General features: G+C 64.3%; 13 protein-coding genes. 7 read left to right on the top strand and 6 right to left on the bottom strand.

Annotated elements, in window-relative coordinates:
• From rsxC to VLR48_RS08085, 4 genes are all read left to right on the top strand, one after another.
• A partial coding sequence (rsxC, locus tag VLR48_RS08100; protein WP_325291293.1) for an electron transport complex subunit RsxC occupies window positions 1–1,120 on the top strand: 1,120 nt, incomplete at its 5' end.
• A 57-nt stretch (window positions 1,121–1,177) separates the two neighbouring features.
• Window positions 1,178–2,224: an electron transport complex subunit RsxD gene (gene rsxD / locus VLR48_RS08095; protein ID WP_325291292.1), complete on the top strand. Its 1,047-nt coding sequence runs from the start codon at window positions 1,178–1,180 to the stop codon at window positions 2,222–2,224.
• The gene (rsxG, locus tag VLR48_RS08090; RefSeq protein ID WP_325291291.1) at window positions 2,221–2,868 is read left to right on the top strand and encodes an electron transport complex subunit RsxG; all 648 of its coding nucleotides are present in this window, start codon (window positions 2,221–2,223) and stop codon (window positions 2,866–2,868) included. Before rsxD ends, rsxG begins: the two co-directional genes overlap by 4 nt.
• Window positions 2,868–3,590 (top strand): electron transport complex subunit E, encoded by a 723-nt coding sequence (locus VLR48_RS08085; RefSeq protein WP_325291290.1) that lies wholly within the window; start codon window positions 2,868–2,870, stop codon window positions 3,588–3,590. The genes rsxG and VLR48_RS08085 overlap by 1 nt, the downstream gene beginning before the upstream one ends.
• A gap of 17 nt (window positions 3,591–3,607) precedes the next feature.
• Here the strand turns inward: VLR48_RS08085 and VLR48_RS08080 are convergent, their stop codons facing one another.
• Complete coding sequence (locus VLR48_RS08080; protein WP_325291289.1) at window positions 3,608–5,767, bottom strand: ATP-binding protein; 2,160 nt, start codon at window positions 5,765–5,767, stop codon at window positions 3,608–3,610.
• Between the two features lie 241 nt (window positions 5,768–6,008).
• Between VLR48_RS08080 and VLR48_RS08075 the strand changes: the two genes are divergently transcribed.
• Both VLR48_RS08075 and VLR48_RS08070 read left to right on the top strand, forming a co-directional pair.
• The gene (locus VLR48_RS08075) at window positions 6,009–6,899 is read left to right on the top strand and encodes a phosphoribulokinase (RefSeq protein WP_007191806.1); all 891 of its coding nucleotides are present in this window, start codon (window positions 6,009–6,011) and stop codon (window positions 6,897–6,899) included.
• 217 nt (window positions 6,900–7,116) lie between these two features.
• Entirely contained in the window at window positions 7,117–7,893 is a 777-nt protein-coding gene (locus VLR48_RS08070) for a 23S rRNA (adenine(2030)-N(6))-methyltransferase RlmJ (RefSeq protein WP_325291288.1), read from the top strand.
• 145 nt (window positions 7,894–8,038) lie between these two features.
• Here the strand turns inward: VLR48_RS08070 and VLR48_RS08065 are convergent, their stop codons facing one another.
• From VLR48_RS08065 to miaB, 5 genes are read right to left on the bottom strand one after another with little or no spacing between them, the layout of a single operon-like run.
• Window positions 8,039–9,070 (bottom strand): ribonuclease T2, encoded by a 1,032-nt coding sequence (locus VLR48_RS08065; protein WP_325291287.1) that lies wholly within the window; start codon window positions 9,068–9,070, stop codon window positions 8,039–8,041.
• 25 nt (window positions 9,071–9,095) lie between these two features.
• Window positions 9,096–9,986 (bottom strand): HlyC/CorC family transporter, encoded by an 891-nt coding sequence (locus VLR48_RS08060; RefSeq protein ID WP_325291286.1) that lies wholly within the window; start codon window positions 9,984–9,986, stop codon window positions 9,096–9,098.
• Between the two features lie 6 nt (window positions 9,987–9,992).
• Window positions 9,993–10,493 carry an rRNA maturation RNase YbeY gene (ybeY, locus tag VLR48_RS08055; protein WP_325291285.1) on the bottom strand — a complete coding sequence of 167 codons (501 nt, stop codon included), beginning with the start codon at window positions 10,491–10,493 and terminating at the stop codon, window positions 9,993–9,995.
• Window positions 10,490–11,488: a PhoH family protein gene (locus VLR48_RS08050; RefSeq protein ID WP_325291294.1), complete on the bottom strand. Its 999-nt coding sequence runs from the start codon at window positions 11,486–11,488 to the stop codon at window positions 10,490–10,492. The genes ybeY and VLR48_RS08050 overlap by 4 nt, the downstream gene beginning before the upstream one ends.
• A gap of 14 nt (window positions 11,489–11,502) precedes the next feature.
• Entirely contained in the window at window positions 11,503–12,879 is a 1,377-nt protein-coding gene (miaB, locus tag VLR48_RS08045; RefSeq protein WP_325291284.1) for a tRNA (N6-isopentenyl adenosine(37)-C2)-methylthiotransferase MiaB, read from the bottom strand.
• Between the two features lie 306 nt (window positions 12,880–13,185).
• Here miaB and nrdD point away from each other — a divergent pair.
• A partial coding sequence (nrdD, locus tag VLR48_RS08040) for an anaerobic ribonucleoside-triphosphate reductase (protein ID WP_325291283.1) occupies window positions 13,186–15,489 on the top strand: 2,304 nt, incomplete at its 3' end.

Below are 15,489 nucleotides of genomic sequence, written 5' to 3'. Positions count from 1 at the left end.
CAACCCTGGCCCGGATCAACGCATCCGCACACTGATCATCAACGGGGCCGAGTGCGAGCCCTACATTACCTGCGACGATCTGCTGATGCGCGAGCGCGCCGGCGACATCCTCGCGGGTGTGCGGATCATGCATCACCTGCTCGGCGATCCGCGGATCCTGATCGGGATCGAGGACAACAAGCCCGAGGCAATCGAGGCCATGCGCTTCGCCCTCGCCGAGACGGACATGCGCGGCTACACCGAGATCCGCTCCGTCCCGACCCTCTACCCGAGCGGCGGGGAGAAGCAGTTGATCCGCATCCTGACCGGCGAAGAGGTCCCGACGCACGCCATTCCGGCGCGGATCGGCATCGTCTGCCAGAACGTCGGGTCTGCGGCTGCGGTGGCCGACGCGGTTCTGGAGGGGCGCCCGCTGATCTCGCGTATCGTCACCGTCACCGGACGGGCGATCGCCGAGCCGCGCAACCTCGAGGTACGCATCGGCACGCCCGTGTCGGACCTGATCGCGCATTGTGGCGGCTATCGCGAGCGACCGCGCAAGCTCGTCTGCGGCGGACCCATGATGGGCTTCGAGATCGCGCATCCCGAGATCCCGGTCACCAAGCCGGCCAACTGCGTGCTGGCCTTGACCGAGGCGGAGGCGCCCGACCCGGGGTCCGCGCTCGCCTGTATCCGCTGCGGGCGCTGTGCCGAGGTCTGCCCGGCCAAGCTCCTGCCGCAGCAGCTCTATTGGCATGCGCGCGCGAAGGATCTCGACCGGGTCCAGGACTACAACCTTTTCGACTGCATCGAGTGCGGATGCTGCGCACAGGTCTGTCCGAGCCACATCCCGCTCGTTCAATACTACCGATATGCCAAGAACGAGGTCTGGGCACGCGAAGAGGAGAAGCGCAAGGCGGAGCTAGCGCGCGCGCGTCACGAGGCCAAGCAGGCTCGGATCGAACGCCAGGAGCGCGAGCGCAAGGCCCGGCTGCGCCAGAAAAAGGAATCGCTCGAAGCGAGCCCCGGCAAGAGCCAAACCGATCAGGACGCGAAGAAGGCCGCGATCGAGGCGGCCAAGCAACGCGCGGCGGCCAAGAAGGCCGCAGCCGCCAAGGCGGAGGAAACCGATGACGCCTGAGACACGCCGGTACACCAGCCGCAAGACCACGCCCGGAACAGCGCGGCAGGGACAGGCATGAGCGCGACGCTCGTCTCCTCGCCCCACGGGTCACGGCCGAACCGCGTCGACCGGGTGATGCAGGAGGTCCTGCTCGCGCTGGTACCGGGCGTGGCGGCGATGGTCTGGTTCTTCGGCTGGGGCGTGCTCATCAACATCGCGCTTGCCGTGACGGTGGCCGTGGCCGCCGAGGCGGCGGTCATGCGGGTGCGCCGACGCCCGATCGCTCCGGCGATCGGCGACTACAGCGCCGTCGTCACGGCCGTGCTCTTCGCCATCTCGGTCCCGCCGACCTTGCCCTGGTGGATGACCCTGCTCGGCATGCTCTTCGCCATCGTCCTGGTCAAGCAGCTGTACGGAGGCATCGGCTACAACCCCTTCAACCCGGCGATGGCCGCTTACGTCTTTCTGCTCGTGTCCTACCCGGTCGCCATGACCACCTGGCTGGCGCCTGACATGTTGGCCGAGCACGCGGTCTCCTTCACGGAGTCGCTGCAACTCATCTTCGGCGGCGCCTTGCCGAGCGGTGTCGAGTGGGACGCCATCTCCGCCGCGACACCGCTCGACGAGATGCGCGGCAAGCTCGATCAAGGAATGCCCATCGCCGAGATTCGACTCAGTCCGCTGTGGGGCGACTTCGGCGGACGCGGCTGGGAATGGGTAGCGAACGGGTTCCTGCTCGGCGGGGTTTACCTCCTGTGGCGGCGCATTATCACGTGGCACATCCCGGTCTCCATGCTGGCGGCGCTGGCCGCCGCGGCAGGTGCATTCTGGCTGCTCGATCCGACGACCCACCCTTTCCCGGCCTTCCATCTGTTCAGCGGAGCGGCCATCTTAGGGGCCTTTTTCATCGCGACTGATCCGGTGAGCGCCTGTACGACCAAGACCGGGCAGCTCATCTTCGGCGCGTCGATCGGGTTGCTGGTGTACGTCATCCGCACCTGGGGCGGCTATCCGGATGCCGTCGCCTTCGCGGTCTTGTTGATGAACATCGCCGCCCCGACGATCGACCACTACACCCAGCCCAGGGTCTTCGGGCACACCGGAAACCGAGCAAACCCATGAAGAAAGCACCGATCATTCTGGCCGCCGTCGTGCTGAGCGCCTTCTCCGTCACCGGCGTCGCACTCGTGGCCGTCACCCATCACCTGATGGACGGGCGCATCGCCGAGAACCAGCGGATCGCGATGCAGAGCAAGCTCGAATCCATCATCCCGGACGGACAATTCGACAACGAGCCGCTCGAGGATCTGATCCAGGTCAGTGCGCGCGATCTTCTCGGCGCCGAGAACACACGCGTTTATCGCGTGCGTAAAGCAGGCGAACCCACCGCAGTGATCCTCGACCCGGTCGTCCCGGACGGTTATGCCGGTCCGATTCAACTCTTGGTCTCCGTCCTGCGCGACGGCAGCGTCGGCGGGGTACGGGTGCTCTACCATCACGAAACCCCCGGCCTGGGCGACAAGATCGAGGAGCGCAAATCCGACTGGGTGTTGAGCTTCGACGGCAAGTCGCTCTCCAACCCGACGCCCGAGGGCTGGGCGGTGAAGCGCGACGGCGGCGAGTTCGATCAGTTCACCGGTGCAACCATCACGCCGCGCGCCATCGTCCAGGCGGTGAAGAACACGCTCATCTACGTCCAACAGCAGGGCGACGCGCTCTTCGAGCCCGTCGAAGGCGTGACAACCGCGGCGAAGGGAGCGGGCTGATGGCGGCACCCCAACCCTACGGCAGCATCATCGGCGACGGCTTCTGGAACAACAACCAAGCCCTCGTCGCGCTGCTGGGTCTCTGCCCTCTGCTCGCGACCACCACCAGCGCGACGAACGGCCTGGGTATGGGCCTGGCCACGACGGCCGTGCTCATCCTCTCCAACGTGACTGTCTCGCTGATCCGCGATCTGGTGCGTCCCGAGGTCCGCTTGCCCGTCTTCGTACTGGTGATCGCAGCCTTCGTCACGGCGGTCGAGTTGAGCATCCAAGCCTATTTCTACGAGCTCTACCTGGTGCTGGGGCTCTTCATCCCGCTGATCGTGACCAACTGCGCCATCATCGGCCGGGCCGAGGCGTTCGCCTCCAAGAATCGCGTCGACCGCGCACTCCTCGATGCGATCGCCATGGGGCTCGGTTTTACGCTGGTGCTGGTCACCCTGGGAGGGATGCGCGAATTCGTCGGCCAAGGCACACTCTTCTACCAGGCCAACCTGCTGCTCGGGGAAGCCGCGACCGGCCTCAGTGTCAACCTGGGTGAAGGATTCCAAGGCGCGCTCATCGCGATCCTCCCGCCCGGCGCCTTCATCGGGCTCGGCCTCTTGATCGCGCTCAAAAACGTGATCGACAAGCGCGTCAAACGGCGCGCGACCGTGCGAGCGGCCAAGGCCGTCCCCGCTCCGACATCCTCGGGCGGCGCGGCGGCACCGGCGGTGGGCTGAGGAACCGGCGTCCAGCGTCAGGATCGATGACCGGCGTCGGCGCCTTCAAATCGATCGGCCGGTGGCTGGAGGCTGGTGGCCGGAAGCTCCCGGAGCGCTTCTTCAAGCACCCTCCGCAGCTCTGCAGGCTTGACCGGTTTGGACAGAAGGTCATCCATCCCCGCCGATAAGCAATCGCGCTTGACGTCCTCGGAGGCGTTAGCAGTCAAGGCGACGATCGGGATCGGTCGATCCGGCGCTTGCTCGCGGTAGCGCCGGGCGAAACCGATCCCGTCCAGCTTGGGCATCCGTAGATCCACAATCGTGATCCCGTAGTCGCCGCTCAGCGCTTCGGTCAAGGCCGCCTCCCCGTCGGCCACGCGGGTGAGCTCGAAACCCATCTTGGCCAAAAAGCGCGTGATCACCTTGGCTGCGATCTCGTTGTCCTCGGCGACCAGGACACGCATCCGCGCCGCATCGGCAATCGGCTCCAAACCGAATGACGGCGAAGACACCGCGGCTCGCAGCGCTCCATCCGTCGCGACGTCGGCGCGCCCCAAAAGCGACTCGGCCGCAGCGATCAGATCCTCAGACAGATAGGGCTTCGTCAGACAGACATCCGTCGTCTCCTCGAGCGCGGGGCGTCGTCCGGGGTAAACCAGAAAGAGACAGGGCACCGACTCGCCGAGGGCCGTCTTAACCTCCGTCCGAGCCGCATTCAGATCCCGACCCTGCGGATGGTCGGCGATAACGAGGAGATCGAACCGCTGCCCCCGGATCTGCGCCGAGCCGACATCGCCAGGCTCGGCGGTCGCCTCGCAGACCGCGCCCTCGCGACCTAGGGCGGCAGAAGCCAACGCGCGATAGGCGGCGTTCGGCTCCAGAATCAGGATCCGCAAGCCGCGGAGCCGATCGCCCGGCGCGCTCGGCTCCGCCGCGAGATCCTCGATCAAGGGCAGACGGATCCAGAAGCGGCTCCCGCGCCCCTCCTCGCTCTCGACGCCGATCTCCCCGCCCATCAAGAGGGCCAGCTCGCGCGAGATGGTCGTGCCGAGACCGGTTCCGCCGAAGCGACGCGTGGTCGACTCGTCGGCCTGGCGGAAGCGCTCGAAGAGTCGCGGGAGCTTCTCCGGCGGGATGCCGATCCCGGTGTCGACGACCTCGAAGAGCAGGTGCGGGCCGCTCTGATCGGCCTCGGTCGGCCGAACGCTCAGGTGTACCCGGACCTCGCCCGTCGGCGTGAACTTCACGGCATTCCCCATCAGGTTGAAGATGATCTGACGCAATCGCAGCGGGTCGCCGATCAACCCACGGGGGACGTCCGGATCGACATCGGCGATGAGCTCGAGTCCGGCGGAATGCGCGCGCATCGCGAGTGCATCGGAAACGTCGCGCACCAGAGCGCGCGGATCGAAGGGGATACGCTCGAGGACGATCCGACGCGCATCGATCTTCGATAGATCCAGGATGTCGCCGATCAGCGCACCGAGGATATCCGCCGAGTTGGCGATGGCCTGGACATAATCGCGCTGCTCGTCATCCAATCGGGTCCCGCGCAAGAGTTCGGTCATCCCGACGACGCCGGTCAGCGGGGTGCGCAGCTCGTGCGTCATGAAGGCCAGAAAATCGCCTCTCGCTTGATTGGCCCGCTCGGCCTCGGCGCGCGCATCCTGGACCTTGCGCAGCAAGGAGTATTGATACAAGGGCAACAGCACCAGGAGCGCCAGGAAAAAGGTCGCCTCGAAGGTGTGGAGACGCCATTCGTCGAGCGCGATCAGAACGACGTTGTAGCCGAAGACGGCGGCCAGCGAGGCCACCACGAGATGCTGCTTGCCGAATCGCGTTCCGGCGGAGATGAAGACCAGGATATAGAGCAGGTAAAAGGGGCTGATCGCCTCGCGGGTGATGAAGATCGCCAGGCTGATGGCGACGACGTCCAGACAGATCCCGAGATAGACCCGCGCCGGCCACTCGGGGCGCAGGGCGATACTGACCAGAAACCCGAGGTTCGAGACCAGATAGATGCCGAAGAGCGTGAGGTAGTAGGGAACGTCGACCCGGTAGTAGTGCGTCAGGGCGCCGACGGCGATGTAAAGCGCGCCCAACAGACAGGCGGTAATCCGCACCAAGGCCGATTGAAACTCGGGATTCCCGGTCAGTCCATCCGGCACGCCGAAACGCCCGATAAGTCCATTCATCCCCTTCCCTCCGAGGCGCATTTCCGCAATCGCTGTCGTGCGGATTGATCATGGTATATTAGCGTATCGTTTCGCGCATTTCGGCAGGTTGCCGATCGCGAGCCGCGGAACGCGATCGACCGGCCCGCGCGCATCCATTCCGATTCCGGGCTCGATCCCCGGACTGATCGTAAACCCGAACGCAGCCCGATCAAAGCCGGCCGCGACGAGGCACTCAGCTCAAGAGAACGAGGAGAAGACAATGTCCAAGAAGCATCCGATCGTTGCGGTAACCGGTTCCTCGGGTGCCGGTACGACGACCGTCAAACGCGCCTTCGAGCACATCTTTTATCGCGACGGCATCAAGGCCGCCGTAATCGAGGGCGACAGTTTCCACCGCTACGACCGCGTCGAGATGAAGGCCGAGATGGCGCGTGCGGCCGAGACCCACCGCAACCTCAGCCATTTCGGTCCCGAGGCCAATCGGTTCGACCTCCTCGAGGAGCTCTTTCGCAATTACGGCGAGAGCGGCACCGGCAAGCAGCGCTACTACATCCACAGCGACTCGGAGGCCGATCACCACAACGCACGCCTGGGCACGCAGCTGAAGGCCGGCCAGTTCACCCCGTGGGAAGATCTTCCCGAGGGCACGGACGTGCTCTTCTACGAGGGTCTACACGGACTCGTGGTGACCGAGGAGGACAATGTCGCTCAGCATGTCGATCTCGGCGTCGGCGTGGTCCCGATCATCAACCTGGAGTGGATCCAGAAGATCTTCCGCGACAATGCCGAGCGCGGCTATTCGGCCGAGGCGATCGTCGACACCATCATGCGCCGCATGCCGGACTACATCCGCCACGTCACGCCGCAGTTCTCGCTTACGGACATCAACTTCCAGCGTGTGGCGACGGTCGACACCTCCAACCCCTTCATTGCCCGCGACATCCCGACACCGGACGAGAGCTTCGTCATCATCCGATTCAAGGACCCCGAGCGTCTCCAGATCGATTTCCCGTATCTCTTGTCGATGATCCACGACTCCTTCATGTCGCGGCGCAACACCATGGTCGTGCCGGGAGGCAAGATGGGGATGGCGATGGAGGTCGTCCTCCAGCCCATCATCGAACGCATGATGGACGCGCGCAGGGTCTAATCGCGCGCGAAAATCCGCCTTGCGGGTAGACGCACCCGCGAGGCGGCTCATCGGCGCGGCGTGGTCGTGTTGCTCGGCGCATGCCGGACGCTGCTTCGATTGCGCCCGCCGCATCGAAGACAATGAATCCGAGAGGAGCACCGGCCTGTTAAGCTACCTTCACGGCTTCCACGCCGGCAATCACGCTGACGTCTTCAAGCATGCGGTTCTCACCCTCTTGCTCGAAGCACTCCTGGCCAAACCCAAACCGCTGGTCTACGTTGAATCGCACGCCGGCGCCGGTCGGTACGACCTCCGCGCCGAGCAGGCGCTCAAGACCGCAGAGTTCCGGCACGGGATCGAGCGGCTCTGGGAGCGGCGCGATGCCTTTCCGGAGCTGTCGGCCTACCTCGGTGCAATCTCCGCGCTGAATCCGGACGGCGGATTCGCAACCTATCCTGGCTCACCCGCCCTCGCCGCGCACCTGCTGCGCGCCGAGGATCGGCTGATCCTGATGGAGCTGCATCCGACCGAGTCGCAGGCGCTGCGTCGTCATCTCAGCGGCGATCCCCGGATCGGCATCCACCGTCGCGACGGTCTCGAAGGGCTGACCGCACTCTTGCCGCCGAAGCCCGCACGTGGGCTGGTTCTGATCGACCCGCCATTCGAGCAGGTCTCCGAGTACCGGCGTGTTGCAGACACACTCGTCGCCGCACATGCCCGCTGGCCGACCGGCGTCTACGCACTCTGGTTCCCGCGTCTGGGGCTGCAGCGCGATCGTTCCGCTGACCTGATCGGTCAAGTCAGGCGAACCGTCCCGGACGGGCTTCTGTGCGAGTTGAGGGTGCGGCGGCAGGTCGACGACTTCGGAATGCACGGCTCCGGGATGCTGATTCTCAACCCGCCTTGGCGCCTGGAAGAGCGGCTCGCGGACCTGCTGCCGCGTCTCGCCGAGGTGCTCGCGATCGAGGCGGCGGGCGAATCGGTACCGGCATGGACGATCGGTCGACTCTAGCGAAGGGCTCAAAACACGTTGACAAATCGACGAGAGAGCACCTGTGCCGGGATTCTCGTTGTTGTTGTTGTCGTTCTCGATTACGACAACGACAACGATTCGGTGCACAACTTATTGCTGATACGTCACAAGGCTGCCGCAGCGCTCAACGCGGGCGCGCTCCCTGGATACCGACTTGATCGACCCATCCGCCACGGCAGTCGGGGCTCCGCTTGGGCGCGGCAAGGATCAACGCGCCCAGCTCGGCGGTATCGTCGACAACACCCTTCAGACCGATCCGCAGCTCCTCGATCAGCCCCTCGGAACAGCTCAAGCGGACCCGTTCCCCCGCCCCCTCGCCGAAGGCGTCGTCGAAGGCGGCCCGCACCCGGGTCGCGCTCAGACGCTTGCCGATGTTCTCCTCGAACAGTGCACGAACACCGGAGGCGTTGAGCTGCTCGAGCAGCAACATGGAGTGACGGAAATAGGTATCCGCATCCGTGCCGTAACAGGTCCCATGCTTGACCCACTGGTGCCGCTGCAGATCGGACAGGGTTCCCGGCATCAATGCGTCCAAGCGCGCGCGGGTCGCCGCATCGAGATCGAGCGCCGGCAGAAGGTGCCACCGACCCGATTTCGAGAGTTCCCGCTCCCGCTCGCCGACACCGCAATAGCTGTTGCCGATGGGCTGAGGCCAGAGACCGTGGAGCGAGAAGCGTCGCGCATCCGCAAGCTCCGGCGTCTGTTCACGACATTCCGGACGCGTTTCGCGCAACTCGCAGAAGGCGGGCTGCCAACTGGCCGCCAGCACGAGTTGACTCTCCATCGCGCCCGCAGGCGATGACGGCGGAGGTGGCGGGGGCGACGACGGGCGCGCGTTCATACCCGCTGTGGTCGCTGCTTCGTCGGCAAGTCGACCGCATCGAATCTCGACCCAGCGCTCCTTCGGGTTCGCGTCTTCGAACCTGAGTCGATAGTGGCTCGGATCCGCCCGATTGGTCCCGACAACCGGATAGTCTCGGCCGGGGACGAGATGAATAGAACCGGGATTGTCGGGACGCTTGATCGAGACCGTCGCAGGGCAAGGTTGCTCGGCGATCAGAACAGCGTCCAGGCGCTCGGCGGAGGGAGCAGCCGACCACAGCAGCATGAGAGCGGACAGCAGTGATCGACGCACGTGTGAGTGCTTCAGTTCCATTGGCTCCAATCTCCAGCTTTCCGCTTCAGGTTGGTCGCGCGGCGTCCTCCGAGACAACGGGTGCGTCTTCGGTGAAATCCAACGCCTCTACACTCACGAGGTGGACACGTCGGCTGTCCGCACGCATTACGGTGAAGCGGAACCGGCCGAGCTCGACCGACTCGCCTTTCTTGGGCAGATGCCCGAGTGCGTTGACGACCAGTCCGCCGATGGTGTCGAACTCCTCGTCCGAGAAGTCGCTGCCGAAATACGCGTTGAAGTCTTCGACGGTCGTGCGCGCCTTGGCGCTGAACTCGTTCTTGCCGCGCCGGAAGATCCCGGGGCCTTCGTCGTAGTCGTGCTCGTCGTCGATCTCGCCGACGATCTGCTCGAGCACGTCCTCGATGGTCACGAGTCCGCCGGCACTGCCGTACTCGTCGATCACGATCGCCATGTGATTGCGGCTGGAACGAAACTCCTTGAGCAGGACATTGAGGCGCTTGCTCTCGGGCACAAAGACCGCGGAACGCAACAGATCGCGGATGTTGAAGGCACGCCCGCCATGTTCTCGGCAGAAGGACAGCAGGTCCTTGGCGAGCAGGATGCCGACGACCTCTCCTTTGTCGTCGCCGGTGACGGGGAAACGGGAATGTGCCGATTTGACGGCAATCTCGAGGATCTTTTCCAGCGGGTCGTCGCGCCTGAGAGAGACCATCTCGGCACGTGGAATCATGATGTCGCGCACACGCAGATCGGAGACCTGCAACACGCCTTCGATCATGCTCAAGGCATCGGTATCGAGCAGCTCGCGCTCCTTCGCATCCTTGAGCACCTCCAAGAGCTGCTCCTTGTCCTGTGGCTCGCCCCCGAGCATCTGGCCGATCCGTTCGAACCAGTTGCGTGAACGCGAGCCCTCGGTAGATCGATCGCTGGCCATCGTGTGTTATTGATCCTCGTAAGGTGAAGGAAAGCCCAACGCGCCGAGGATACCCGATTCCAGGGTTTCCATCTCCTCGGCATCGCTCTCTGTAAGGTGATCGTAATCAAGCAGATGCAGGACGCCGTGCACCACCATGTGGGCCCAGTGGGCCTGTGCGGTCTTGCACTGTTCCCGTGCTTGGCGCTGCACCACGTCGGCGCAAATCACGAGATCGCCGAGCAGATCGGCGATCGGATCCTGCGCGTCGAGACCGAGCGCCAGCTCGGGCGGAAGGTCGAACGGAAAGGAGAGAACATTGGTCGGCCCTTCGCGTTCCCGGTAGGTTCCGTTCAGGGCCGCGCCCTCCTCGACATCCACGAGGCGAATGGTCAGGGACGCACGCTCGCGCCGACCCGCCAAGGCTGCCGCCGCCCAGCGCTCGAAGTCGGCCGGAGCCGGGAGATCCGCTGCCTCGCAAGCGATCTGCAGATCCAGATCGAGCGTCACGGGCCGATCGCCGCTCATGCCTTCGGCGCCCGCCCCCGCAGAGGTACCGGCTGCTCGAAGGCATCGTAGGCACTGACGATGCGCTGAACCAGTGCATGACGCACCACGTCGCGGGCGTTGAAGAAGGTGAAACTGATGCCCTCGACGTCCTTGAGGATCTCGACCGCCTGGCGCAGACCCGAGGGCTGCCCGCGCGGCAGGTCGACCTGGGTCACGTCACCCGTGATCACCGCGGTCGAGCCGAAGCCGATGCGCGTCAGGAACATCTTCATCTGCTCGGGCGTCGTGTTTTGGGCCTCGTCCAGAATAATGAATGAGTCGTTGAGGGTGCGACCGCGCATATAGGCCAACGGGGCGACCTCGATGACGTTGCGCTCGAGCAGCTTGGTGACCTTCTCGAAGCCGAGCATCTCGAAGAGTGCGTCGTAGAGCGGACGCAGATAGGGATCGATCTTCTGGGCCAGATCGCCGGGCAGGAACCCCAGACGCTCGCCCGCCTCCACCGCCGGACGCACCAGCAAGAGCCGGCGCACGCTGTCGGATTCAAGTGCCTCGACCGCGCAGGCCACGGCGAGATAGGTCTTGCCCGTCCCGGCCGGGCCGACTCCGAAGTTGATGTCGTGCTTGAGGATGGCGTGGAGATAGCTCTGCTGATTCGGTCCGCGTGCCCGGATCAGGCCTCGCTTGGTCTTGATGACGACATCGGGCAAACGCTCCTCGGCCGACTCCAAAAGCGCGTCGGCGCCGGATTCCTGGAGCCAGAGATGAATGGTCTCGGGCGTGAGGACCTCGGACGGGGTCTCGGCGTAGAGATCTCGGAGCAGCTGCTCTCCGAGTCGCACGCCTTCCGGATCGCCGATCAGGCGGAAGTTGACGCCGCGATTGCTGATCTCGATGCCGAGTCGACGCTCCAACTGGCGCAGGTGCTGATCGAACTGGCCACAGAGATTGGCGAGCCGCACGTTGTCGGCGGGCTCGAGCTCCAGATCCAGTGTTTGCGGTTGGGCGGACAAGGGGGTAGTCGCGCTCAACCGCCGATTCCGCTCAACGCCGTCTGAATCGGTGCAGCGGTGACGAGACGGCCACGCAGCGAGTTGGGGAGCGCCTCGGTGATCTCGACCTCGACGAAATCGCCGATCAGCGCGGGCGCGCCGGAGAAATTGACGACGCGATTGTTCTCGGTCCGACCGGCAAGCTGGAACGGATCCTTGCGCGACGGCCGCTCGACCAAGATGCGCTGAAGGGTGCCGACCATCCCCTGGCTGTAATGCCGAGCGTTGTCGTTGATGCGCGCCTGAAGCCGCTCCAACCGAGACTTCTTGTCGGCAAGCGGCACGTCGTCCGGATAATCGGCTGCCGGCGTGCCGGGCCGCCGGCTATAGATGAAGCTGAAGCTCTGGTCGAACCCGATCTCCTCGACCAGATCCATGGTCGCGGCAAAGTCGCTCTCGGTCTCGCCGGGAAAGCCGACGATGACGTCGGTGGAGATGCCGATCCCGGGCCGGGCCTGGCGCAGCCGGCGGATCTTGGAGCGGTACTCGAGCGCCGTGTGCCCCCGCTTCATGGCGGCGAGGATGCGATCCGAGCCCGATTGCGCAGGCAGATGCACGAAGCTCACGAGCTCGGGCACATCCGCATAGACATCGATCAAACCGTCCGAAAACTCCACCGGATGGCTGGTGGTGAAGCGGATGCGATCGATCCCGTCGATCGCGGCGACATAGCGGATCAGAAGCGCAAGATCGGCGGTGTCGCCCTCGCCGGCCTCGTCGGCGAAAGCGCCCCGATAGGCATTCACGTTCTGCCCGAGCAGGGTGACCTCGCGGACGCCCTGCTCGGCCAGGGCGGCGACCTCCGCGATCACGTCGTCGAAGGGACGGCTGATTTCCTCCCCGCGCGTGTAGGGCACGACGCAGTAAGTGCAGTACTTGGAGCAACCCTCCATGACGGACACGAAGGCGGTCGGTCCCTCGGCCCGGGGTATCGGCAGGCAATCGAATTTCTCGATCTGCGGGAACGAGACATCCACCTGGGGCGCGTGTCGCTCCCCGAGGTTCTTGAGCATCTCGGGCAACCGGTGCAGCGTCTGGGGGCCGAATACGATGTCGACATAGGGTGCGCGCGCGCGAATCGCATCGCCCTCCTGACTCGCGACGCAACCACCCACACCGATGACCAGGTCCGGATTCTCGAGCTTCAACGCCCGCCAACGGCCGAGCTGCGAGAACACCTTCTCTTGTGCCTTCTCGCGGATCGAGCAGGTATTAAGCAGCAGGACATCGGCGTCCTCCGCCCGCTCCGTCAGCTCCAGACCTGCGGACGCATGCAGAACATCAGCCATGCGGGCCGAGTCGTATTCGTTCATCTGGCAGCCGTGGGTCTGGATAAAAAGCTTGCGGGGCATCGAAGGCATGAGAGCGAGGGGGGCGCGATCGCGCAATAGATCAGGTTGATGGGGTGAGGATAAGCCATCCACAACCCCCGGCCGTCGAGCGACCAGCCGTGCGGATCAGCATCGTCCGGCTTCGGTGCCCGGGTGTCAAGCAGCCGATCGTTCCGCAGGCACGCGACCGGAGCTGTCCGGAGCGCAACCGAAGAATGCATCCGGGTTGACCCCGATCAACTTCCCTTCAAACTCTCCAACACAGCATCTAGTTGGCGTTATAGTCCGCACCACAAGATATAGTGGCAACGCACAAGAGACGCCTCCATGGGACACCAGCACAACACCCTGTCGACCCTGCCCTTGCGGGTCCGCAAGCGCGACGGTGTCGAGGTGCGTTTCGATGCGGCCAAGATCGAATCGGCGATCCAGCGCGCGGGACAGGCAAGCGGTGAGTTCGGTACGCCCGAGGCGAGTCTGCTGACGGCGCAGGTCGTCAAGGTGCTGGCGCATCGCTACGGGGCGGAGCGCCTGCCCGATATCGAAGGCATTCAGGATGTCGTCGAGCAGACGCTGATCAGCGCCAACCATTTCGAGACCGCCCGCAGCTACATCGTCTATCGCGAGCAGCACAAGAAGCTGCGCGACGAGCATCGCACGCTGGTCGATGTCGGCGGCTCCATCAACGAGTATCTCGACCGCTCGGACTGGCGGGTCGCGGCCAATGCCAATCAGGGCTACTCGCTCGGCGGCCTGATCCTCAACACCTCGGGCAAGATGATCGCCAACTACTGGTTGAGCCACGTCTACCCGCCCGAGATCGGCCAGGCCCATCGTGACGGCGACATCCACATCCATGATCTGGACATGCTCTCGGGCTACTGCGCCGGCTGGTCGCTGCGCACCCTCCTCAACGAGGGCCTGAACGGTGTTCCGGGCAAGGTCGAGGCGGGGCCGCCCAAGCACATGTCATCGGCGATCGGCCAGATCGTCAACTTTCTCGGGACGCTCCAGAACGAGTGGGCCGGCGCACAGGCGTTTTCCAGCTTCGACACCTACATGGCGCCCTTCGTGCGCATCGACGGGCTGGATTATCCGCATGTCAAGCAGGCGATCCAGGAGCTGATCTACAACCTGAACGTGCCGTCGCGTTGGGGCTGTCAGTGTGTCGACGAAGAGACCGAGTGTCTGACCGAGAACGGCTGGAAGCGACACGACCAAATTGCCCCGGGCGAGAAGATCGCCACAATCGACTGGCGCACCAATCAGCTCGAATATCTGGAACCGCTGGCGATCACCGCCTACGACTTCGACGGCGACATGTACGTGCTGCGCAACCGCACGCAGGAGCAATGGGTCACGCCACGGCACAAGATCCTGCGCAAGGTCTTCAACAGCGACGACCGCTGGGTGCTGGAAGACATCGAAACCGTCGCCGAGCTGAAGTCCCCGGTGATCGTTCCCAATGCCTGGGAGACCACATCGACGCTCGAGGTCGACGATAAGCTGGTCATGCTGATGGCCTGGGTGGTGGCCGAGGGCAATTTCGACTTCAGCGACGGTCGCCGCCGGGTTGCCCTCTATCAGTCGACTGGAAACCCCGAAAACGCCGCCGAGATCGAGTGGCTGTTGCATGAGCTCGATCTGAGCTGGCATCGCTACGAGCACACCGGGACCTACGCCAATTATCCCGTTTGCCGCTATCGCCTGAACCGGGACGCGAGCGACTTCGTGCTCGGGTATCTCGAGCGCAAGTGTGTCCCCGGATTCATCCGCACCCTGTCGGTCCGGCAGATCCGACTCTTCCTGGACACCTATGTGAAGGGCGACGGCAGCGTCGAGGAGAGCGGACGCGTCCGGATCTACACCAATGACCGGGAGAATCTCGATGCCCTGCAGGAGTTGTGCACGTTGGCCGGCTACGGCAGCACGGTCTACACGCGCAAAGACTCAGGCGTGCATGTGCTCAATGTCATCCGTAACCGCGACACTTACATCCAGCTCATCGAGCGTAAGCCTTACAAGGGTCTGGTCTGGTGCCCGACCACCCGCAACGGCACCTTTGTCGCACGCCGTCGCGGCAAGACCTTCGTCACCGGCAACACGCCCTTTACCAATCTGACCTTCGACTGGGTCTGCCCCGAGGATCTGCGCGAGCAGGTGCCGGTGATCGCGGGCGTGGAGCAGCCCTTCACCTACGGCGATCTCCAGACCGAGATGGACCTGATCAATCGGGCCTATATCGAGGTGATGACCGAGGGCGATGCCAAGGGTCGGATCTTCACCTTCCCGATCCCGACCTACAACATCACCTCCGATTTCCCGTGGGACAGCGAGAACGCGGAGCATCTGTTCGAGATGACGGCGAAGTACGGCCTGCCCTACTTCCAGAACTTCCTGAACTCGGAGCTCTCCCCGAACATGGTGCGGTCCATGTGCTGCCGGCTTCAGCTGGATCTGCGCGAGTTGCTCAAGCGCGGCAACGGGCTTTTCGGCTCGGCCGAGCAGACCGGCTCGCTCGGCGTCGTGACCATCAACTGTGCGCGGCTCGGATACACCCATCGCGGCGACGAGGCCGGGCTTCTGGCAAGGCTCGACACACTACTGAATCTCGCGCGCAACAGTCTCGAG

The organism is Thiocapsa sp. (genome assembly GCF_035467215.1).
Taxonomy (GTDB): domain Bacteria; phylum Pseudomonadota; class Gammaproteobacteria; order Chromatiales; family Chromatiaceae; genus Thiocapsa.
The sequence above is the reverse complement of the archived record's forward strand: the minus strand, read 5'-3'. Positions and strand labels throughout refer to the sequence as shown.